Origin of the sequence: Streptococcus sp. D2, assembly GCF_006385825.1 — a bacterium.
Classification (GTDB): domain Bacteria; phylum Bacillota; class Bacilli; order Lactobacillales; family Streptococcaceae; genus Streptococcus; species Streptococcus shenyangsis.
Map to the genome: position 1 here is coordinate 149380 of NZ_VFSI01000002.1, position 22709 is coordinate 172088.

General features: G+C 42.2%; 16 protein-coding genes. 15 read left to right on the plus strand and 1 reads right to left on the minus strand.

Annotated elements, in window-relative coordinates:
- Nucleotides 1-71: 71 nt before the first annotated feature.
- Nucleotides 72-1550: a M protein trans-acting positive regulator PRD domain-containing protein gene (locus FJR73_RS01885; RefSeq protein WP_140832977.1), complete on the minus strand. Its 1479-nt coding sequence runs from the start codon at nt 1548-1550 to the stop codon at nt 72-74.
- Between the two features lie 436 nt (nt 1551-1986).
- On the opposite strand from FJR73_RS01885, the gene rpoB reads away from it, so the two are divergent.
- The 15 genes from rpoB (at nt 1987) to FJR73_RS01975 (ending at nt 22601) form a co-directional block, all read left to right on the plus strand.
- Nucleotides 1987-5592 (plus strand): DNA-directed RNA polymerase subunit beta, encoded by a 3606-nt coding sequence (gene rpoB / locus FJR73_RS01890; RefSeq protein WP_140832979.1) that lies wholly within the window; start codon nt 1987-1989, stop codon nt 5590-5592.
- A gap of 38 nt (nt 5593-5630) precedes the next feature.
- The gene (rpoC, locus tag FJR73_RS01895; protein WP_181146574.1) at nt 5631-9314 is read left to right on the plus strand and encodes a DNA-directed RNA polymerase subunit beta'; all 3684 of its coding nucleotides are present in this window, start codon (nt 5631-5633) and stop codon (nt 9312-9314) included.
- Between the two features lie 107 nt (nt 9315-9421).
- Entirely contained in the window at nt 9422-9835 is a 414-nt protein-coding gene (gene ndk / locus FJR73_RS01900; RefSeq protein ID WP_140832981.1) for a nucleoside-diphosphate kinase, read from the plus strand.
- 232 nt (nt 9836-10067) lie between these two features.
- Entirely contained in the window at nt 10068-10688 is a 621-nt protein-coding gene (locus tag FJR73_RS01905; RefSeq protein WP_140832983.1) for a hypothetical protein, read from the plus strand.
- Nucleotides 10689-10925: 237 nt separating this feature from the next.
- Nucleotides 10926-11369: a tRNA (adenosine(37)-N6)-threonylcarbamoyltransferase complex ATPase subunit type 1 TsaE gene (gene tsaE / locus FJR73_RS01915; RefSeq protein ID WP_140832987.1), complete on the plus strand. Its 444-nt coding sequence runs from the start codon at nt 10926-10928 to the stop codon at nt 11367-11369.
- The gene (locus FJR73_RS01920; RefSeq protein ID WP_140832990.1) at nt 11359-11877 is read left to right on the plus strand and encodes a GNAT family N-acetyltransferase; all 519 of its coding nucleotides are present in this window, start codon (nt 11359-11361) and stop codon (nt 11875-11877) included. The genes tsaE and FJR73_RS01920 overlap by 11 nt, the downstream gene beginning before the upstream one ends.
- A gap of 7 nt (nt 11878-11884) precedes the next feature.
- Complete coding sequence (locus FJR73_RS01925) at nt 11885-12901, plus strand: LCP family protein (RefSeq protein WP_140832992.1); 1017 nt, start codon at nt 11885-11887, stop codon at nt 12899-12901.
- Nucleotides 12902-12991: 90 nt separating this feature from the next.
- Nucleotides 12992-14248, plus strand: a complete 1257-nt coding sequence (locus tag FJR73_RS01930) for a competence/damage-inducible protein A (RefSeq protein WP_140832994.1) — start codon at nt 12992-12994, stop codon at nt 14246-14248.
- 54 nt (nt 14249-14302) lie between these two features.
- The gene (gene recA / locus FJR73_RS01935; protein ID WP_140832996.1) at nt 14303-15457 is read left to right on the plus strand and encodes a recombinase RecA; all 1155 of its coding nucleotides are present in this window, start codon (nt 14303-14305) and stop codon (nt 15455-15457) included.
- A gap of 220 nt (nt 15458-15677) precedes the next feature.
- A complete protein-coding gene (locus tag FJR73_RS01945; protein ID WP_140832998.1) occupies nt 15678-17048 on the plus strand; it encodes an MATE family efflux transporter in 1371 nt (456 codons plus the stop codon).
- Between the two features lie 96 nt (nt 17049-17144).
- The gene (locus FJR73_RS01950) at nt 17145-17861 is read left to right on the plus strand and encodes a YebC/PmpR family DNA-binding transcriptional regulator (protein ID WP_000532879.1); all 717 of its coding nucleotides are present in this window, start codon (nt 17145-17147) and stop codon (nt 17859-17861) included.
- Nucleotides 17862-18037: 176 nt separating this feature from the next.
- Nucleotides 18038-18508 (plus strand): MarR family winged helix-turn-helix transcriptional regulator, encoded by a 471-nt coding sequence (locus tag FJR73_RS01960; protein WP_140833000.1) that lies wholly within the window; start codon nt 18038-18040, stop codon nt 18506-18508.
- Nucleotides 18483-20252 carry an ABC transporter ATP-binding protein gene (locus FJR73_RS01965; RefSeq protein WP_140833002.1) on the plus strand — a complete coding sequence of 590 codons (1770 nt, stop codon included), beginning with the start codon at nt 18483-18485 and terminating at the stop codon, nt 20250-20252. Before FJR73_RS01960 ends, FJR73_RS01965 begins: the two co-directional genes overlap by 26 nt.
- Nucleotides 20242-22002 (plus strand): ABC transporter ATP-binding protein, encoded by a 1761-nt coding sequence (locus FJR73_RS01970; protein ID WP_140833004.1) that lies wholly within the window; start codon nt 20242-20244, stop codon nt 22000-22002. The genes FJR73_RS01965 and FJR73_RS01970 overlap by 11 nt, the downstream gene beginning before the upstream one ends.
- A 95-nt stretch (nt 22003-22097) precedes the next feature.
- Entirely contained in the window at nt 22098-22601 is a 504-nt protein-coding gene (locus FJR73_RS01975; RefSeq protein ID WP_181146576.1) for a phosphatase PAP2 family protein, read from the plus strand.
- Nucleotides 22602-22709 lie beyond the last annotated feature (108 nt).

The window sequence follows — 22709 nt, forward strand, 5'->3', positions numbered from 1 at the left end:
AGTAAAACAATATGCAAGCGTTTTCTTAAAATTAAAACAAAAGAAAAATCGCAACAGGTTTTCTGTTACGACTAAGCTAGTCTTTCTTTGTGAATTTGTGAACCCAAAAGGTGGAGGTGGTGAAATAGTTCTGCAGTAGAAAGATTTCGACTACAAATAATAGGTTTCGGACAATTGGAAACAGGGAAGGTGGTGATAACAATATCGTGCGGAATTTGATTGAGAATTGAGAAAGAAATCGTAGATTCTTCCCAAGAATCAAAGAGATAGAGATTATTGCCGTAGTGAGCAAGGGTGTCGATAAGGTTTTGTGCGTGATGACTATCCAGATGACTAATGACTAAAACACGTATTTTGGGAAGTTTTTGAAGTAATTGGACTAAAATTCGTTGCCCTTGGATAGAAAAGGCATAAACTAGTTCTTGTAGCTTACTTGGGTGATTTTCTAGCCCCATTTCAGTCAGGTAAGATTGGAATTTGTGTTGACTTACTTCAAATAGTTTTGGAAATTCTACTTGATAACTGCTTAAAATTTGGGATTTCTGTCTGTCGAGAGACTGGTTACTGAGTAAATGGAAGAAATCAGATTGGGCAGTGTAGTGGAGGAGCCAAATCAATTCCTCGCGATTTTCAATCTGTAGGTGAAATTCTTTGGCCAGTTCTTCTAGGATTTGGCTTAATAAACGGTAGGATTTTTGGATATGTTGAATATCACCCAGTGCTCCATTGTTAGGATTGTTTGTGCTTTGAAAAGATTTGATTGGGTTTGAAAATAGCTGTTCCAGTGTTTTCTTTGTAGGTTCAAAATGGAGTTTTTTAGCCAGCTTTTTGATATCCTGTTCAAACTGCGGAATTTGCATGAGAGAGCTGTAGTGACTGGTTAAAAGGGGAGTAGGATTTTCAATCAAATGATTCATATTAAACCGCTCTAGATTGATAGCTAGGATATATTTGATTTGCCGTAGACTGCTGAGGGTGAGTGAAACTTGTTGGGCATTCAGAAATAGCTGAATCAAGTGAGTGAGTGATTCTTCAGAAATAGACGGAAAGGGCCAATCAAGAAAACTGTAACTTTGGCTAAAATAGTCTAGATAAAAGGCGCGAATGTTCTCTTCTATTCCCTTCATGACTAAAGGGGAAAGTTGTATGCTGATGCCATAATGTTGCGGGAGTTTAGTATTTAGATGCTGGATGATTTCCTGAACTTGTTCGCAGCCAATCATAAGTTCCTGACTTATTTGGTCAAGTGATTGTCCCTCTTTGAAAAAGAGACGGTTCAAAAAAGAGTAGGCTTCAGATTGTTCAAAGATAGCAATCCTAGGGTCTAAGGAGTTTCGGGCTTCAAACTGCAACTGAATACCTTCTTTTGTTGATTGAATAAGGAGGTTTGGAAATAATTGCTCAAGCTTAAAAATGTGTTCTTGCAATTCTTCTGTTGAAAAATTTAGCTTTTCAGCCAAGACTGGGAGCTCTATCCAATCATGGTGTTTGGTTAATTCTTCCAGTAACACTAGCAGATTTTGTTCTGTTTCAGAAAGCAAAATATTCATAATGGGCCTCCATATATATTTATACATATATATTAAAAGAAAAGCTTGGTAAAGTCAAGAAAAACAACCTATTATAAAATAGCAAAACAGAGATTTATTATATTTTTTATAAAATAGGTATAGGAAAAGATTTTGTCAAAAAATCGTCAATCCCCTTGAAAAATCTAGCTAAATAGGGTATAATGTGAGTAATCATTTGTCGTAGGTTTTGTCTGAAATATTGTCCAGACAAGGCTCACAGCAGTTAAATCTTCTGAAAAAGTCAGATTTAGCTGCTCTTTTTGTGCTTTTTTTCAGGATTTCGAGCATTTGTAACAAAGACTTAAAGATTCTGAAAAATTATCAAAGGGACACGGTGATAGGGGTTTTACAACCATATGACGATTAGAAAAGTCTGATTGATAGGCTTGGAACTTATTTATAAAGGAGAATCATCTTGGCAGGACATGACGTTCAATACGGGAAACATCGTACCCGTCGTAGTTTTTCAAGAATCAAAGAAGTTCTTGACTTACCAAATTTGATTGAAATTCAAACTGACTCATTCAAAGCTTTCCTAGACCATGGTCTGAAGGAAGTGTTTGAAGATGTATTGCCAATTTCAAACTTCACAGACACAATGGAGTTGGAATTTGTTGGATATGAAATCAAGGAACCAAAATACACGCTAGAAGAAGCTCGTATCCACGATGCTAGCTACTCAGCACCAATTTTTGTAACCTTCCGCTTGATTAATAAAGAAACAGGCGAAATCAAGACCCAAGAAGTTTTCTTTGGTGATTTCCCAATTATGACAGAAATGGGGACCTTCATCATTAATGGTGGTGAACGTATCATTGTATCTCAGTTGGTCCGCTCACCAGGTGTTTACTTTAACGATAAAGTTGATAAAAACGGTAAAGTGGGTTACGGTTCAACTGTTATCCCTAACCGTGGAGCTTGGTTGGAACTTGAAAGCGACTCAAAAGACATCGCCTACACTCGTATCGACCGTACTCGTAAGATTCCATTTACAACCTTGGTTCGTGCGCTTGGTTTTTCAGGAGATGATGAAATCTTTGATATCTTTGGTGACAGCGAATTGGTTCGCAACACTGTTGAAAAAGATATCCACAAGAACCCAATGGACTCTCGTACAGACGAAGCTTTGAAAGAAATTTACGAACGCCTTCGTCCAGGTGAGCCTAAGACTGCTGAAAGCTCACGTAGCTTGCTTGTGGCTCGTTTCTTTGACCCACGTCGTTACGACCTAGCAGCAGTTGGTCGTTACAAAATTAATAAAAAACTCAATGTAAAAACACGCTTGCTTAACCAAACCATTGCTGAGCCATTGGTAGATCCTGAAACAGGAGAAATCTTGGTAGAAGCTGGTACAATCATGACTCGTAGTGTGATTGAAAGCATTGAAAGTCATTTGGATGGCGACTTGAACAAGATTGTTTACATTCCAAATGATGCAGCCGTTGTGACTGAGCCAGTTGTTCTTCAAAAATTCAAGGTTGTTGCACCAACTGATCCAGACCGCGTCGTAACTATCATCGGTAATGCTAATCCAGATGACAAGGTTCGTATCGTCACTCCTGCAGATATCCTTGCTGAGATGAGCTACTTCCTCAACTTGGCTGAAGGACTTGGCCGTGTAGATGATATCGACCATCTTGGAAACCGTCGTATCCGTGCGGTTGGTGAATTGCTTGCCAACCAAGTACGCCTTGGACTTTCTCGTATGGAACGTAATGTCCGTGAACGTATGTCTGTTCAGGACAACGAAGTCTTGACACCACAACAAATTATCAATATCCGTCCTGTAACAGCTGCGGTGAAAGAATTCTTTGGTTCATCACAGTTGTCACAGTTCATGGACCAACACAATCCACTTTCTGAGTTGTCTCACAAACGCCGTTTGTCAGCCTTAGGACCTGGTGGTTTGACTCGTGACCGTGCTGGATATGAAGTCCGTGACGTGCACTACACTCACTACGGCCGTATGTGTCCAATCGAGACACCTGAAGGACCTAACATCGGTTTGATCAATAACTTGTCATCTTATGGACACCTGAATAAGTATGGTTTTGTTCAAACACCATACCGTAAAGTTGACCGTGAAACAGGTGTTGTTACGAACGAAATTGTTTGGTTGACAGCCGATGAAGAAGATGAATATACTGTAGCTCAGGCTAATTCTCGTCTGAATGAAGATGGAACATTTGCTGAAAAAGTTGTCATGGGACGTCACCAAGGGGTCAACCAAGAGTATCCAGCTAATGTTGTTGACTATATGGACGTATCCCCAAAACAGGTAGTTGCCGTTGCGACAGCATGTATTCCTTTCTTGGAAAACGATGACTCCAACCGTGCCCTCATGGGAGCCAATATGCAACGTCAGGCTGTGCCATTGATCAATCCTCAAGCACCTTACGTTGGTACTGGTATGGAATACCAAGCGGCCCACGACTCTGGAGCTGCTGTGATTGCTCAGTATGACGGTAAGGTTACCTATGCAGATGCTGACAAGGTAGAAGTTCGTCGTGAAGATGGTTCATTGGACGTTTACCACATCCAAAAATTCCGTCGTTCAAACTCAGGTACTGCTTACAACCAACGCACGCTTGTTAAAGTTGGCGATGTCGTTGAAAAAGGCGATTTCATTGCTGACGGACCTTCTATGGAAAATGGAGAAATGGCGCTTGGACAAAACCCAATCGTTGCCTACATGACTTGGGAAGGTTACAACTTCGAGGATGCCGTTATCATGAGCGAACGCTTGGTGAAAGACGATGTCTACACATCTGTCCACCTTGAAGAATACGAATCAGAAACACGCGATACAAAGCTTGGGCCTGAAGAAATCACTCGTGAAATTCCAAACGTTGGTGAAGATGCCCTTAAAGACCTTGACGAAATGGGTATTATCCGTATCGGTGCTGAAGTTAAAGAAGGCGATATCCTTGTAGGTAAAGTAACGCCTAAGGGTGAGAAAGACCTTTCAGCTGAAGAACGACTCTTGCACGCTATCTTCGGAGATAAATCTCGTGAAGTACGTGACACTTCTCTTCGTGTACCACACGGTGCCGATGGTGTCGTTCGTGATGTTAAGATCTTTACACGTGCAAATGGAGATGAGTTGCAATCAGGTGTTAACATGTTGGTTCGCGTTTACATCGCTCAAAAACGTAAGATTAAGGTCGGAGATAAGATGGCCGGACGTCACGGAAACAAAGGGGTTGTCTCTCGTATCGTTCCTGTAGAAGACATGCCTTACCTCCCAGATGGAACTCCAGTCGATATCATGTTGAACCCACTTGGGGTGCCATCACGTATGAATATCGGTCAGGTTATGGAGCTTCACCTTGGTATGGCTGCTCGTACTCTTGGTATTCACATCGCAACACCAGTCTTTGACGGAGCAAGTTCTGAAGACCTTTGGTCAACTGTTAAAGAAGCTGGTATGGATAGCGATGCCAAAACAATCCTTTACGATGGACGTACTGGGGAACCGTTTGATAACCGTGTTTCTGTCGGTGTCATGTACATGATCAAACTCCACCACATGGTTGACGATAAATTGCACGCGCGTTCAGTCGGACCATACTCAACCGTTACCCAACAACCACTCGGAGGTAAAGCTCAGTTTGGTGGACAACGTTTCGGTGAGATGGAGGTTTGGGCTCTTGAAGCCTACGGTGCCTCAAATGTCCTTCAAGAAATCTTGACTTACAAGTCTGACGATATCAACGGACGTTTGAAAGCTTATGAAGCCATTACAAAAGGAAAACCAATTCCAAAACCAGGTGTTCCAGAATCCTTCCGAGTTCTTGTCAAAGAATTGCAATCTCTTGGTCTTGACATGCGTGTCCTAGACGAAGATGACCAAGAAGTGGAACTTCGCGACTTGGATGAAGGAATGGACGAAGATGTCATCCACGTAGATGACCTTGAAAAAGCCCGCGAAAAAGCAGCACAAGAGGCTAAAGCAGCCTTTGAAGCTGAAGAAGCTGAGAAAGCAACAAAAGCGGAAGCAACAGAAGAAGCTGCTGAATAAGAATAAGCAGTTCACTTAGAATAGAAAGGGAAGAAATAGTGGTTGATGTAAATCGTTTTAAAAGTATGCAAATCACCCTAGCTTCTCCAAGTAAAGTCCGTTCATGGTCTTATGGAGAAGTCAAAAAACCTGAAACAATCAATTACCGTACCTTGAAACCAGAACGTGAAGGTCTCTTTGATGAAGTTATCTTTGGTCCTACAAAAGACTGGGAATGTGCTTGTGGTAAGTACAAACGCATTCGTTACAGAGGGATTGTTTGTGACCGCTGTGGGGTTGAAGTAACGCGTACGAAAGTTCGTCGTGAGCGTATGGGGCATATCGAGTTGAAAGCTCCTGTATCTCACATCTGGTACTTCAAGGGGATTCCAAGCCGTATGGGCTTGACCCTTGATATGAGCCCTCGTGCCCTTGAGGAAGTGATCTACTTTGCGGCTTATGTGGTGATTGATCCTAAGGATACACCACTTGAGCACAAGTCTATCATGACAGAGCGCGAATACCGTGAGCGCTTGCGTGAATATGGTTATGGATCATTCGTTGCCAAGATGGGTGCCGAAGCTATCCAAGACCTTTTAAAACAAGTAGATCTTGAAAAAGAAATTGCTGAACTCAAAGAAGAGTTGAAAACAGCGACTGGACAAAAACGTGTCAAAGCAATCCGTCGTTTGGATGTTTTGGATGCCTTTTACAAGTCTGGAAACAAACCTGAATGGATGATTCTCAACATCCTTCCGGTTATTCCACCAGATCTTCGTCCAATGTTGCAGTTGGATGGTGGCCGTTTTGCCTCATCTGACTTGAATGACCTTTACCGCCGTGTTATCAACCGTAACAACCGTTTGGCTCGTTTGCTTGAGTTGAATGCACCAGGTATCATCGTTCAAAATGAGAAGCGTATGCTTCAAGAAGCGGTTGACGCTTTGATTGACAATGGTCGTCGTGGTCGTCCGATCACAGGACCAGGTAGCCGTCCACTGAAATCTTTGAGCCACATGCTTAAAGGTAAACAAGGACGCTTCCGTCAAAACTTGCTCGGTAAACGTGTTGACTTCTCAGGACGTTCCGTTATCGCCGTTGGTCCAACGCTTAAGATGTACCAATGTGGTGTGCCACGTGAAATGGCGATTGAGCTCTTTAAACCATTCGTTATGCGTGAAATCGTTGCCCGTGATATCGTACAAAACGTCAAAGCAGCTAAACGCTTGGTGGAACGTGGAGATGAGCGTATCTGGGATATCCTTGAAGAAGTGATTAAAGAACATCCAGTACTTTTGAACCGCGCACCGACCCTTCACCGTTTGGGTATCCAAGCCTTCGAGCCAGTCTTGATTGATGGTAAGGCCCTTCGCTTGCACCCGCTTGTCTGTGAAGCCTATAATGCCGACTTTGACGGGGACCAAATGGCCATCCACGTACCGCTTTCAGAAGAAGCCCAAGCAGAAGCTCGTATCTTGATGCTCGCTGCTGAGCACATTTTGAACCCGAAAGATGGTAAACCAGTTGTTACTCCATCTCAGGACATGGTTTTGGGTAACTACTACTTGACTATGGAAGAAGCTGGTCGTGAAGGTGAAGGAATGGTCTTCAAAGACCGTGACGAAGCGGTTATGGCTTACCGTAATGGTTATGTTCACCTTCACTCACGTGTTGGTATCGCAACAGACAGCCTCAACAAGCCTTGGACAGAAGAGCAAAAACATAAGGTCTTGCTTACAACAGTTGGTAAAATCCTCTTCAACGATATCATGCCAGAGGGTCTACCATACTTGCAAGAACCAAACAATGCCAACTTGACAGAAGGCGTTCCAGCTAAATACTTCTTGCCACTTGGTGGAGATATCAAGGAAGCAATCAGCAATCTTGAACTCAACCCTCCATTCAAGAAGAAAAACCTTGGAAATATCATCGCTGAAATCTTCAAACGTTTCCGTACGACAGAAACTTCTGCCCTACTTGACCGTATGAAGAACCTCGGTTACCACCACTCAACTCTTGCAGGATTGACAGTGGGTATTGCCGATATCCCAGTCGTTGATGACAAGGCTGAAATCATTGAAGAATCACATAAACGTGTAGAACAAATTACTAATACTAAACAATTCCGTCGTGGTATGATCACAGACGACGAGCGTTACAATGCCGTTACAGCTGAATGGCGTGCTGCCCGTGAAAAATTAGAGAAACGCTTGATTGCCAACCAAGATCCGAAGAACCCAATCGTTATGATGATGGACTCTGGAGCCCGTGGTAACATCTCAAACTTCTCACAGCTTGCCGGTATGCGTGGTCTGATGGCGGCTCCGAACGGACGTATCATGGAATTGCCAATCCTTTCAAACTTCCGCGAAGGTTTGTCGGTATTGGAAATGTTCTTCTCAACTCACGGTGCCCGTAAAGGTATGACTGATACGGCCCTTAAGACAGCCGACTCAGGTTACTTGACTCGTCGTTTGGTTGACGTTGCCCAAGACGTTATCATCCGTGAGGATGACTGTGGAACAGACCGTGGTCTCTTGATCCGTTCTATCGCAGAAGGAAAAGAGATGATTGAGTCTCTCGAAGAGCGTCTCAATGGTCGTTACACTAAGAAAACTGTTAAACATCCAGAAACTGGTGCAGTTATTATCGGTCCAAATGAGTTGATTACAGAAGACAAGGCGCGTGAAATTGTTAATGCTGGTGTGGAAGAAGTGACTATCCGCTCTGTATTTACATGTAACACTCGTCACGGAGTCTGCCGTCACTGTTATGGTATCAACTTGGCGACTGGTGATGCGGTTGAAGTTGGTGAAGCAGTTGGTACAATCGCTGCCCAATCTATCGGGGAACCTGGTACACAGCTTACAATGCGTACCTTCCACACGGGTGGGGTTGCCTCAAATACCGATATCACTCAGGGTCTTCCTCGTGTCCAAGAAATCTTTGAAGCCCGCAATCCTAAAGGGGAAGCGGTTATCACAGAGGTTAAAGGACAAGTTACCGCTATCGAAGAAGACGCTTCAACTCGTACTAAGAAAGTCTTTGTTAAGGGTGAAACTGGCGAAGGTGAATACGTCGTTCCATTTACAGCTCGTATGCGTGTCGAAGTTGGGGACCAAGTAGCGCGTGGTGCTGCTCTGACAGAAGGTTCTATCCAACCGAAACGTCTCCTTGCAGTTCGCGATGTCTTGTCAGTTGAAACTTATCTTCTTGGTGAAGTACAAAAAGTTTACCGTAGCCAAGGGGTAGAAATCGGTGACAAACACATCGAGGTAATGGTTCGTCAAATGATCCGTAAAGTCCGTGTCATGGATCCAGGTGACACAGATCTTCTCATGGGTACCCTCATGGATATCAATGACTTTACAGATGCCAACAAAGATGTCCTTATCGCAGGTGGAGTTCCAGCGACAGGTCGCCCAGTTCTTATGGGAATTACCAAAGCCTCACTTGAAACCAACAGTTTCTTGTCAGCGGCTTCCTTCCAGGAAACAACTCGTGTCCTTACTGACGCAGCTATCCGCGGTAAGAAAGACCATCTCCTTGGACTTAAAGAAAATGTTATCATCGGTAAGATCATCCCAGCAGGTACTGGTATGGCCCGTTATCGTAACCTTGAACCACATGCTATCAACGAAGAAGAATACCTTAACCCTCCAGTAGAGGAAGAAGGAAACGAAGAAACAACAGAAGTAGTTGTGGATACTGCCGTTGAAACTGTGGAAGAAACAGTAGAATAAAAGAGATGAGAGAGCCTTAGGGTTCTCTTTCTCTTTTCTGAAAACTTTCTCCATTTTTCCATGAAATGTGGTAAAATAAAAGAAAGAAGCTGACAAAGGAGACGGGTATGGAACAAACATTTTTTATCATTAAACCAGACGGTGTAAAAAGAGGGTTAGTGGGTGAAGTGTTGAAACGCATTGAACAACGTGGATTGACAATCGAAAAATTGGAGTTGCGTACAAAGATTTCAGAAGAGCTGATTGACCAGCACTATCAGGACTTGGTTGGTCAAAATTTTTACCCACCGATTCGTGAATTCATGACTTCAGGCCCAGTTCTTGTGGGTGTCATTTCAGGTCCCAAAGTAATCGAAACTTGGCGGACTATGATGGGTGCGACTCGTCCAGAAGAAGCTTTACCAGGAACGATTCGAGGTGATTTTGCAAAAGCGGCTGGTGAAAACCAAGCTATTCAAAATGTTGTACATGGTTCAGATTCAGAAGAGTCAGCTAAGCGAGAAATTGCTCTTTGGTTTTAAGAGTTGATTGACCAAAGAGATTGGTTAAAAGCTCATTTGAATAGAAAGTATAGTCAATTATTTTAAGATATGACGTATAATATCAAATTTTTAGTCTTTGATATTGTGCGTTTTTTTGATTTCAAGTTTAGCCTTTCGTGTTTGTTTGGCGTCTAAAAGAGACATTTGAGAAGATTGGAAACAGTTCTCTCTTTTCTCCGAGTATAATGATTGGTAGGAGGGGAGAGAAAAGATGAAATCAATGAGAATCTTATTTTTGTTAGCTTTAATTCAAATCAGTTTGAGTAGCTGTTTCCTATGGAAGGAATGTATCTTGTTCTTTAAACAAAGTACAGCTTTTTTCATCGGAAGTATGGTCTTCGTTTCAGGAATCTGTGCTGGAGTAAATTATCTTTATACCCGTAAGCAAGAAGTCCATAGTGTCCTAGCCAGTAAGCAGTCAGTGAAGCTTTTTTACAGTATGTTACTCTTAATTAATTTGTTAGGAGCTGTTCTTGTCCTGTCAGATAACTTGTTCATCAAAAATACGCTGCAGCAAGAATTAGTTGACTTTTTATTGCCATCCTTTTTCTTTCTATTTGGGCTAGATTTGTTGATTTTTTTACCCTTGAAAAAATACATGCGCGATTTGCTTGTTATGCTAGATAGAAAAAAGACAGTGTTGGTGACTATTTTAGCAACACTTCTCTTCTTAAGAAATCCAATGACCATTGTCTCTCTTCTGATTTATATTGGACTGGGTTTGTTTTTTGCAGCCTATCTTGTCCCAAATTCGGTTAAGAAGGAAGTTTCCTTTTATGGTCATATTTTCCGAGATCTTGTATTGGTCATTGCTACGCTCATTTTCTTTTAGAGAAAGCTTGTTTTTATGGGTGTTATGATGGTAATGCTCTTCGAAAATCTCTTCAAACTACGTCAGCGTCGCCTTGCCGTAGGTATATGATATTGACTCTGTCAGTTCTATCCACAACCTCAAAATAGTGTTTTGAGCAGCCTGCGGCTAGCTTCCTAGTTTGCTCTTTGATTTTCATTGAGTATAAGTTTAGCAGGAAAATAGACACAAAAGAAAAGTTTTTGGTATAATAAGAATATGTACACAAAAAATGAAGAAGAGCTGCAAGCCTTAGGGGAGCGTTTGGGTCATCTATTAGAAAAGAATGATGTTTTAATTCTGACTGGAGAACTGGGCGCAGGTAAAACGACTTTCACAAAAGGTCTTGCTAAAGGGTTACAGATTACTCAGATGATTAAGAGTCCAACCTACACTATCGTAAGAGAGTATGAAGGTCGTCTTCCACTTTATCACCTAGATGTTTATCGTATTGAGGGGGATGCTGATTCTATCGACTTGGATGAGTTTCTCTTTGGTGGTGGAGTGACTGTCATTGAGTGGGGCCATCTTTTAGGTGATGCCTTACCAGATACTTATTTAGAATTGGAAATTCTAAAAGAAGAAGACGGTCGCAGATTACATTTCCAAGCAAAGGGTTTGCGCGCAGAAAAACTCTTAGAGGAGCTTCAACATGGAGTATGAATTGCTCATTAGGGAAGCAGAGCCTAATGATGCGGCTGAATTAGTGGCCTTTTTAAATCGTGTAAGTTTGGAGACAGATTTTACCAGTCTGGACGGGGAAGGTATTCTATTGACAGACACTGAGATGGAGTTGTTTTTGGATAAACAGGCTCACTCAGAAAATCAAATCACTTTACTTGCCTTACTGAATGATAAAATTGCTGGCCTTGTAAATATCACAGCTGATCAACGTAAGAGAGTTCGTCATATTGGAGACCTTTTTATTGTGATTGGTAAGAAATATTGGAATAATGGTTTGGGAAGTTTGTTGCTAGAAGAAGCGATAGAGTGGGCACAAGCAAGTGGCATTCTGTGTCGTCTCCAACTGACTGTCCAAACTCGTAATCAAGCAGCAGTTCATCTTTATCAAAAGCATGGCTTTGTAATTGAAGGTCGCCAAGAGCGTGGAGCATATATAGAAGAAGGGAAATTTATCGATGTTTACTTGATGGGTAAACTGATAGATTAGTAGAAATATGGTTAAAAAAATTATTGGAATGGTGCTAGCTTTTCTAGCTGTGACAGTTTTGGGTGTCGGTGTTTTTGCTTATACTATTTATCAGCAAGGTACAGAGACTTTGACAAAAACCTATAAAAAAATCGGAGAAGAAACTAAGGTTATCGAAGCAACTGAACCTTTGACCATTCTGTTAATGGGGGTTGATACTGGGAACGTAGAGCGTACAGATCAATGGGCTGGAAATAGTGACAGTATGATTTTGCTGACCGTCAATCCTCACACAAAGAAAACGACGATGATGAGTTTGGAACGTGATATCCTGACTAAAATTCAACATAAAGATGGTAGTATTGAAGAAGCGAAGCTAAACGCTGCCTATGCTGGTGGTGGTGCAGAACTTGCGATAGAAACAATTCAAAAGATGATGAATATCCATATCGATCGCTACATTATGGTTAATATGCAAGGATTGCAACAATTAGTCGATGCAGTGGGAGGTATTACGGTCAATAATACACTAGGTTTCCCAATCTCTATCAGTGACCAAGAAGAATTTAACACCATTTCTATCGGTGTTGGAGAGCAGACAATAAATGGAGAAGAAGCGCTTGTTTATTCACGCATGCGTTATCAAGACCCAGAAGGAGACTACGGACGTCAGAAGCGTCAGCGTGAAGTCATTCAAAAAGTTGTTGAAAAAGTTCTTAGTTTAAATAGTATCAGTCACTATCAGTCTATCTTAAAAGCCCTAAGTACTAATATGCAGACTAATATCGATTTATCTGCAAAAAGTATTCCAAGCTTGTTGGGCTACAAAGATTCATTTAAAATCATTGAAACACAACAGTTGAAGGGTGAAGGGGAGATGCTACAAGGCGTTTCTTATCAAATTGTTACGAGAAACCACATGTTGGAAATGCAGAATCTTTTGAGACGTTCTTTGGGACAAGAAGAAGTCACTCAGCTTGAAACAAATGTTGTCTTATTTGAAGATTTATTTGGACGAACACCCGTTGGTGACGAAGACAATTAACTTTCTTACTATAAATAAAATAAAAAAATCAATCGTGGGAAATTTCCTGCGATTTTTTCAAAAAATACGAATAGATAGGTAGGAGGAAACATGAAAGCAGAAATCATTGCTGTTGGAACAGAGATTTTGACAGGACAGATTGTCAACACTAATGCCCAGTTTTTATCGGAGAAATTAGCAGAGATTGGGGTAGATGTATATTTTCAGACGGCTGTAGGAGACAATGAAGCCCGTCTCTTATCCCTGCTTGAGATTGCCAGTCAACGTAGCAGTCTGGTGATTTTGACAGGTGGTTTAGGGCCAACTGAGGACGATTTGACCAAACAAACTCTGGCTAAATTTTTAGGGAAAGAATTAGTCTTTGACCCTCAGGCGCAGGAGAAGTTGGATGTCTTTTTTGCTCAGAGACCAGACTATGCCCGAACATCGAATAACGAAAGACAAGCTCAACTTGTAGAAGGAGCGACTCCGATGCCCAACGAAACAGGACTGGCTGTGGGGGGGATGTTAGAGGCCGAAGGAGTGACTTACGTCGTCCTTCCAGGTCCACCAAGTGAATTGAAACCCATGGTCTTAAACCAACTTCTACCTAAGTTGATGACAGGGAGTAAGTTGTATTCCCGAGTTCTTCGTTTTTTTGGAATTGGCGAAAGTCAGTTGGTGACCATTTTGGCTGATTTAATTGATAATCAAACCGATCCGACCTTGGCACCCTATGCCAAGACAGGAGAGGTAACACTGCGCTTGTCAACAAAGGTTAGCAGTCAAGAAGAGGCGAATCAAGCGCTGGATATCTTAGAAAACCAAATCTTGGATTATCAGACCTTTGAAGGAATTTGTTTACGAGAACTTTGCTATGGTTATGGGGAAGAAACTAGTTTAGCCAGCATTGTGGTAGAAGAACTGAAAAGGCAAGGGAAAACCATCACGGCTGCAGAGAGTTTGACGGCAGGGCTTTTCCAAGCCAGCGTAGCTGATTTTTCGGGTGCTTCAAGTATATTTAAGGGTGGTTTTGTAACCTATAGCCTGGAGGAAAAATCAAAAATGTTGGATATTCCTGTCAAGGATTTGGAAGAACATGGTGTAGTGTCTGAATTTACAGCTCAGAAGATGGCTGAGCAGGCGCGAATCAAGACCCAGTCAGATTTTGGCATTAGTTTGACTGGAGTGGCAGGACCAGATAGCCTCGAAGGAAACCCAGCTGGAACAGTCTTCGTAGGCTTGGCACAGGAGCATGGAACTAAGGTCATCAAGGTGAATATTGGAGGCAGAAGTCGAGCAGATGTACGTCACATTGCGGTTATGCATGCCTTTAACCTAGTTCGCAAGGCTTTATTAAGTCACTAACTTTTGATATAATAGTAGATAGGTCTGAGGACCATTAGAATGTAGGAGAATAGAATGGCGAAAAAACCAAAAAAATTAGAAGAAATTTCAAAAAAATTTGGGGCAGAACGTGAAAAGGCCTTGAATGACGCTCTCAAATTGATTGAGAAAGACTTTGGTAAAGGTTCAATCATGCGTTTGGGTGAACGTGCGGAGCAAAAGGTGCAAGTGATGAGCTCAGGTTCTTTGGCTCTTGACATTGCCCTTGGTTCAGGTGGTTATCCTAAGGGACGTATCATTGAAATCTATGGGCCAGAGTCATCTGGTAAGACAACAGTTGCCCTTCATGCAGTTGCACAAGCGCAAAAAGAAGGTGGTATTGCAGCCTTTATCGATGCGGAACATGCCCTCGATCCAGCTTATGCTGCGGCCCTTGGTGTCAATATTGACGAATTGCTCTTGTCACAACCAGACTCAGGAGAGCAAGGTCTTGAGATTGCAGGAAAATTGATTGACTCAGGTGCTGTAGATCTTGTCGTAGTCGACTCAGTTGCTGCCCTTGTACCTCGTGCGGAAATTGATGGAGATATCGGTGATAGCCACGTTGGTTTGCAGGCTCGTATGATGAGCCAGGCCATGCGTAAACTTGGTGCTTCTATTAATAAAACTAAAACAATTGCCATCTTTATCAACCAATTGCGTGAAAAAGTTGGGGTCATGTTTGGAAATCCAGAAACAACTCCTGGTGGACGTGCTCTGAAATTCTACGCATCAGTGCGTCTGGATGTTCGTGGAAGCACACAAATCAAGGGAACTGGTGACCAAAAAGATACCAATGTCGGTAAAGAAACCAAGATTAAGGTCGTGAAAAACAAGGTGGCTCCACCATTTAAGGAAGCCTTCGTTGAAATCATGTACGGAGAAGGGATTTCTAAGACTGGTGAGCTCTTGAAAATCGCAAGCGATTTGGATATCATCAAAAAAGCAGGAGCTTGGTACTCTTACAAGGATGAGAAAATCGGGCAAGGTTCTGAAAATGCTAAGAAATACTTGGCAGATCACCCAGAAGTCTTTGATGAAATCGACCATCAAGTCCGTGTTCAATTTGGTTTGATTGATGGAGAAGAAGCTACTGAAAGCAAAAAAGATGAAGTAGTTCAAGCAGATTCAGTGAATGAAGAAGTAACCCTTGACCTAGGAGATGAGCTTGAAATCGAAATTGAAGAATAATACTCTTCGAAAATCAAATCCAAACCACGTCAGCTTCGCCTTGCCGTACTCAAGTACTGTCTGTGGCTAGCTTCCTAGTTTGCTTTTTGATTTTCATTGAGTATAAGCTGTCAAAGTAGTGGAGGAATCCACTGCTTTTTCGATTCTTTGTTCAATATTTCAGATTGCCTATAGTTTGCTGTTTCTTGTCGCTCCTCTAGAAAGCTGATATAATAGCCTTATGAATAAAAAACGAACAGTGGACCTGATACATGGTCCTATTCTTCCCTCGCTTGTGAGTTTTGCCTTCCCAATCTTACTGTCAAATATTTTTCAACAGCTCTATAATACTGCTGATGTCTTGATTGTTGGGCGTTTTCTTGGTCAAGATTCCTTGGCTGCAGTAGGGGCGACAACAGCAATCTTTGACCTGATTGTAGGTTTTACTCTTGGTGTTGGCAATGGGATGGGGATTGTCATTGCCCGTTATTATGGGGCTCGAAATTTCACTAAAATAAAGGAAGCAGTAGCAGCCACCTGGATTTTAGGTGCTCTTTTGAGTATTGTAGTTATGCTGCTGGGCTTTCTTGGTTTGTATCCTCTTTTACAGTACTTGGATACCCCTACAGAAATCCTTCCTCAATCTTATCAATATATTTCTATGATTGTGACTTGTGTTGGTGTCAGCTTTGCTTATAATCTTTTTGCAGGCTTGTTGCGGTCTATTGGGGACAGTCTAGCTGCCCTTGGATTTTTGATTTTTTCTGCCTTGGTCAATGTGGTTTTGGATTTGTATTTTATTACGCAATTGCATCTGGGAGTTCAATCCGCGGGACTTGCTACCATTATTTCGCAAGGCTTATCAGCGGTTCTCTGTTTTTACTATATTCGCAAGAGTGTTCCAGAACTTCTACCTCAGCTGAAACATTTTAAATGGGACAAGGCCTTGTACGCGGATCTCTTGGAGCAAGGTTTGGCTATGGGCTTGATGAGTTCGATTGTATCTATCGGCAGTGTGATTTTACAGTCTTCTGTTAATACCTTTGGTGCAGTGATTATTAGTGCTCAAACAGCTGCGCGACGCATTATGGCCTTCGCCCTTCTTCCTATGACCGCTATCTCTGCTTCTATGACGACCTTTGCTTCTCAGAATCTTGGGGCTAAGCGACCAGACCGCATTGTTCAAGGTCTTCGAATCGGCAGTCGTCTAAGTATGTCCTGGGCAGTTTTTGTTTGTATCTTCCTCTTTTTTGCCAGTCCAGCCTTGGTTTCCTTCTTGGCTAGTTCGACGGATGGTTACTTGATAGAAAATGGAAGTCTCTACCTGCAAATCAGCTCAGCTTTTTATCCTATTTTGAGTCTCTTGTTGATTTATCGCAACTGCTTGCAGGGCTTGGGGCAAAAAGTCCTTCCTCTGGTTTCTAGCTTTATTGAACTAATCGGAAAAATCGCTTTTGTGGTCTTGATTATTCCTTGGGCGGGCTATAAGGGAGTTATCCTTTGCGAACCCCTAATCTGGGTTGCCATGACCATTCAGCTGTACTTCTCACTGTTTCGTCACCCCTTGATAAAAGAAGGCAAGGCAATCTTGGTAACCAAAGTGCAATCCTAGTTGGATTTACTGAATAAAATCTATTTCCTCTAGTGAAAATCGAAAAAACTTGTGTTATAATAAGAAGGATTAAAATGTGAAAAAAGGAGATTCCTAATGGGACGTAAATGGGCCAATATCGTAGCCAAGAAAACGGCTAAAGATGGAGCTAACTCTAAAGTATATGCAAAATTTGGTGTAGAAATCTATGTAGCAGCTAAAAAAGGTGATCCAGATCCAGAATCAAACTCAGCTTTGAAATTCGTTATCGACCGTGCTAAACAAGCCCAAGTGCCAAAACACGTTATCGATAAAGCAATTGATAAAGCAAAAGGAAACACAGACGAAACCTTTACAGAAGGACGTTACGAAGGTTTTGGACCAAATGGTTCTATGCTGATTGTTGATACTTTGACTTCAAACGTTAACCGTACAGCGGCCAATGTCCGTGCAGCTTTTGGTAAAAATGGCGGAAACATGGGCGCTTCAGGTTCGGTTTCTTACCTCTTCGACAACAAGGGTGTTATCGTATTTGCTGGCGAAGATGCAGATGCAGTCTTTGAGCAATTGCTCGAAGCAGATGTGGATGTGGACGATGTAGAAGCAGAAGAAGGCACAATCACGGTTTACACAGCGCCAACTGACCTTCATAAGGCTATCGTTGCCCTCCGTGAGTCAGGTGTCGAAGAATTCCAAGTTACTGAATTGGAAATGATTCCTCAGTCAGAAGTGGAATTGTCAGGCGATGACCTTGAAACCTTTGAAAAACTTTACAGTGTCCTTGAAGACGACGAAGACGTACAAAAAATCTACACAAACGTAGACGGCTTCTAATTTAACCTAGAGAATATGATCCTAAGTGAAAAAATCACTTGGGATTTTTTGAATCAAGAAAATAGTTCTCTAGGAAACTTTTTCTTGACATCTCTTTTCAAAATGGTAAAATAGTTCTCATGGAAACTTGTTTAGTTCCTAGGAGAACTAAATGTGATAGTTAGAAAGGAGTTAGTATGGATAAACCGATGTTAGTCTTTAAGCGTTTTGGTCATCAGATTCACCTGATGGTGCAAAAGGAAGCCAAACGTTGTGGTATTGAATTTATGGGTGGGCCTCAAGGTCAGGTTGTGCGTTTTTTGGATAATCGTGAGAAAAACCAAGACTTGGTCTTGATTAAAGATATCGAGCAGGAACTCAATATTACCAAGTCTGTTGCTAGTAATCTGGTCAAACGTATGGTGCAAAATGGTTTGGTGGAATTGGAGGCGAGTCCTAGCGATAAGCGGGCAAAATTTGTTCGTTTGACGGATAAATCACGTTCTCAGATGCAAGAGGTTAAGGCTTTTTTTGAACGAATAGACAAGCAGTTGATGGAAGACATTGATGAAGATGAATTACTGATTTTTGAGAAAGTTCTCGGTCAACTACAGGAAAATATCAAGGGAATAGGAGGAGAGAATGAAGAAATTAGCCAAACGAATTAGTGGAAAAGAATGGGGGATGATTTTACTAGCCATTCTCTTTACTTGCTTTTCGGTCTATCTAGAGATAGAAGTGCCAACTTATATCTCTAAAATCACGGATTTGCTTGGAACTCAGGGAACCAACTTGGATGAGTTATGGCAGCCAGCAGGTATGATGGTGGGAATGTCCTTTCTGACCTTCTTGTCCGCAGTTGCAGTTGGATTTTTTGCGTCCAGAGTGGCTGCCTCTTATACTAGTAGGCTGAGAAGTGATATTTTTAACCGAGTTTTAGACTACTCACAGACAGAGATTAAGAAATTCTCTATTCCCAGTCTCCTAACTCGTACCACCAATGATATTACTCAGGTTCAGATGTTGATTACCATGGGCTTGCAAGTGGTTACGCGTGGTCCGATTATGGCTATCTGGGCTATTGGGAAGATTTTAGGTCATTCAGAATACTGGCTCTGGGCCGTACTTGTGGCAGTGATTGTCAATGTCTTGATGACGACTGTTTTGATGACGCTAGCCTTTCCAAAACAGTCCTTGATTCAAAGTCTGACTGATAAATTGAACAGTATTACTCGTGAAAGTTTAACAGGTATTCGTGTTGTTCGTGCCTACAATGCAGAGGATTACCAAAATGAAAAATTTGCAGCAGCAAATGATGAATTGACACGCTTGAATTTGTTTGTCAACCGTCTTATGGCTATTTTGAACCCTATCATGATGGGGATTTCAAGTGGTTTGAGTGTGGCGATTTACTGGATTGGGGCCTATGTGATTAACGACGCTGCTCCGATAGTGCGTCTGCCTCTCTTTAGTGACATGATTGTTTTCATGTCTTATGCCATGCAGGTTGTCATGGGCTTCCTTCTCATGGGAGCACTCTTCATCGTTCTTCCTCGAACCATGGTTTCTGCCAAGCGGATCAATCAAGTTTTAGATTTGCATTCCTCTATCCAAAATCCTGCTCAAGCGCAGCTGGCTGATGAAAATCTCAAAGGTCAGGTCGAGTTTAAGGATGTGACCTTCCGCTATGCTGCAAATTCGGAGGCGGTTATTGAGAATGTTAGTTTTAGAGCAGACGCTGGTCAAACAGTGGCCTTTATTGGGTCAACAGGTTCTGGTAAATCAACTCTGGTCAATCTGATTCCACGTTTCTATGACGTATCAGCAGGAGAAATTCTAGTGAACGGAGTTAATGTTCAAGACTACGGTTTGGAAGATTTGCGCAATAAGGTCGGTTATATACCACAAAAAGCTGTACTCTTTTCAGGTGATGTCAAGGGCAATCTAGACTTTGGACAGAGTCAAGAAACACCGCTTAGTGAACAAGCTATGTGGCAAGCCTTAGAATTGGCCCAGTCTAAGAACTTTATCGAGGATAAGGAAGCTGGCTTGGAGTCAGAAGTAGCCCAAGGAGGAACCAACTTCTCAGGTGGTCAAAGACAGCGTCTGGCCATTGCGCGTGCCTTGGCTCGGAAGCCAGAAATCCTCATCTTTGATGACTCCTTTTCAGCCTTGGACTACAAGACAGACCGTGTCCTACGCCAAGAGCTAGCAGAGAAAACAAAATCTATGACCAAGCTTATCGTCGCACAGCGTATTTCAACGATTATGGATGCAGATTTGATTTTGGTCTTGGATCAAGGAAAAGTCGTGGGGCAAGGCACCCACAAGGAACTTCTAGCTACCAACGAAGTTTACCAAGAAATTGCCTATTCACAATTATCGAAGGAGGAATTGGAACATGGAATATAAAAAACTGTCGCTCTGGAAACAGAGTAAACCCTACCTTGCAGGTCTCCAGTTTGCCCTTCTGATCGCCTTTCTAGCAACAATCTTATCCAATATCATTACTGTATATGGGCCGACTCGTATCAAGGAAATGACCAATATCATTGCCAGTGGGCTAGAAACAAGTGTGGATGTCGCTGCGGTTGCAGCTATTGGTGGTTTTTTAGCCGTCATCTATGTGATTGGACTCCTATCAAATTATTTGCAGGCCTTTCTGTTTACAACAGCCATTCAACGTTTTTCAGAGCGTTTGAGAAGAGCGATTGCAGAGAAAATTAATCGCCTTCCATTGGGGTATTTTGATGGACATTCTCAGGGGGATACCTTGTCTCGTGTGACCAATGACGTTGATACTGCAGCCCAATCCCTCAATCAAAGTCTGGGAACAGTTCTTTCATCAATTTTACTGGTCGTGGCAGTCTTGGTAACCATGTTTGGGATGAACTGGATTTTAGCCTCGGTGACGGTTGTTTCAACTCTTATTGGTTTTGCTTTCGTATCCGTCTTTATGGGCAAATCGCAGGGCTTCTTTAAGAGTCAGCAACAGGATTTGGCGGCTGTCAATGGCTATGTGGAGGAAATGTACTCTGGCCATAATGTGGTGACCAGTTACAATGCTATTGAAAGCACCAAAGAAGAGTTTGCGAAATTAAACCATCGTCTATATGACAGTATCTGGAAATCTCAATTTATTTCAGGGATTATGATGCCAATCATGATGTTCATTGGGAACTTTAGCTATGCTTTAGTGATTATCGTTGGTGCAGCCTTGGCTCTGAATGGGCAGATTAGTATCGGGATTATCGTTGCCTTTATGGCCTACGTTCGTATCTTTTCTCAGCCTCTTTCACAAATTGCCCAAGGGATTACTAGTCTTCAGCAGGCTAGCGCAGCCATGGGGCGTGTCTTCGAATTCCTAGCTGAAGAGGAAATGGAAGACGAATCTCATAAAGAAAGACAATTGAGCGATATGAAAGGGCAAGTGGTCTTTGATCGAGTTTCCTTTGGTTACACACCAGAGCGAACCATTATCCATGACTTTTCTGCGACAGCTCATGCAGGTCAAAAGGTTGCCATTGTCGGACCGACTGGGGCTGGTAAGACAACCATTGTCAATCTTTTGATGAAGTTCTATGAGATTGATAAGGGAAGTATCCGCATCGATGGCGTGGATACCAAGACTATGAAGCGTTCGGAAGTACACGATGCCTTTTCAATGGTCTTGCAGGACACCTGGCTCTTTGAAGGTACTATTCGCGACAATCTTATCTATAACCAAGAGGGTATTAGTGATGAGCGCGTGATTGAAGCCAGCAAGGCTGTAGGGATTCACCACTTTATCATGACCCTACCAGATGGTTACGATACCGTCTTGGACGACACAGTGACCTTGTCTGTCGGACAAAAACAACTCTTGACCATTGCTCGTGCTTTGCTGAAAGATGCGCCACTCTTGATTTTGGATGAGGCGACCTCTTCTGTTGATACACGGACGGAGGAATTGATTCAGAAAGCCATGGACCGTTTGATGGATGGCAGAACTTCCTTTGTCATTGCCCACCGCTTGTCTACTATCCGAAATGCTGATCTGATTCTTGTCATGAAAGATGGCAATATCATCGAGCAAGGCAATCATGATGAGCTGATGGCACAAGGAGGCTTCTACGCTGACCTTTATAACAGTCAGTTTACAGAAGACGAAGCAGAAGAATAAACCCAAAGAAGGCTTGACGGCCTTCTTTTTCTGCACTATACTAGAAGACAAGTGCTTCCCTGCAAGTAAAATTTGAGTAAGTGATGAGAAAATATATGAAAAATTATCAAGAATGGTATAACCACATCGCTGGTAAGATTGAAAATAAGCCCTTTCTTCTGAGACTGTTAAGAACTTTCAATCGGTTCATGACCGTAGTTATGCCTATAGTTTATCTGACCTTGTTAGTAACTACCTATTTCCAAGAAGGATTTGGAAAGCAGGTATTGATCTATGTGTTTATCTCTGCTACAGGTTTTGTGATTTTATCCCTTCTTCGTAAGAAAATCAATGCCCCTAGGCCTTATGAGGAATGGGATATTAAACCCTTGCTTGACAGAGATAGTCCTGGTCAGTCTATGCCCAGTCGTCATGTCTTTTCAGCAAGCATTATCTCCATGGCTTGCTTACATGCTAGTCTATCTGTAGGGGTTATCTTGTTGATCTTGTCAGTCTTCCTGGGCCTAGTAAGAGTACTAGGTGGCGTCCATTATCCTAAGGATGTCTTGGTTGGATATATTTGTGGTCTTGTATGGGGTGTGATTTTCTTTCTATTTTGACCTGCAAGTTAAGGTGATCCTAGAACCACTTACGGGGTTAAAGTAACCACTTGCCTTTTTGCTCTTGTTTTCTTATTTTAGCTTTGATATAGTAGAGTCAGAAAGGAG

Coding starts and splice junctions, on each gene's coding strand:
- FJR73_RS01885 (WP_140832977.1), bottom strand. CDS start 1,550: ATGAATATTTTGCTTTCTGAAACAGAACAAAATCTGCTAGTGTTACTG.
- ndk (WP_140832981.1), top strand. CDS start 9,422: ATGGAACAAACATTTTTTATCATTAAACCAGACGGTGTAAAAAGAGGG.
- FJR73_RS01905 (WP_140832983.1), top strand. CDS start 10,068: ATGAAATCAATGAGAATCTTATTTTTGTTAGCTTTAATTCAAATCAGT.
- tsaE (WP_140832987.1), top strand. CDS start 10,926: ATGTACACAAAAAATGAAGAAGAGCTGCAAGCCTTAGGGGAGCGTTTG.
- FJR73_RS01920 (WP_140832990.1), top strand. CDS start 11,359: ATGGAGTATGAATTGCTCATTAGGGAAGCAGAGCCTAATGATGCGGCT.
- FJR73_RS01925 (WP_140832992.1), top strand. CDS start 11,885: ATGGTTAAAAAAATTATTGGAATGGTGCTAGCTTTTCTAGCTGTGACA.
- FJR73_RS01930 (WP_140832994.1), top strand. CDS start 12,992: ATGAAAGCAGAAATCATTGCTGTTGGAACAGAGATTTTGACAGGACAG.
- recA (WP_140832996.1), top strand. CDS start 14,303: ATGGCGAAAAAACCAAAAAAATTAGAAGAAATTTCAAAAAAATTTGGG.
- FJR73_RS01945 (WP_140832998.1), top strand. CDS start 15,678: ATGAATAAAAAACGAACAGTGGACCTGATACATGGTCCTATTCTTCCC.
- FJR73_RS01950 (WP_000532879.1), top strand. CDS start 17,145: ATGGGACGTAAATGGGCCAATATCGTAGCCAAGAAAACGGCTAAAGAT.
- FJR73_RS01960 (WP_140833000.1), top strand. CDS start 18,038: ATGGATAAACCGATGTTAGTCTTTAAGCGTTTTGGTCATCAGATTCAC.
- FJR73_RS01965 (WP_140833002.1), top strand. CDS start 18,483: ATGAAGAAATTAGCCAAACGAATTAGTGGAAAAGAATGGGGGATGATT.
- FJR73_RS01970 (WP_140833004.1), top strand. CDS start 20,242: ATGGAATATAAAAAACTGTCGCTCTGGAAACAGAGTAAACCCTACCTT.
- FJR73_RS01975 (WP_181146576.1), top strand. CDS start 22,098: ATGAAAAATTATCAAGAATGGTATAACCACATCGCTGGTAAGATTGAA.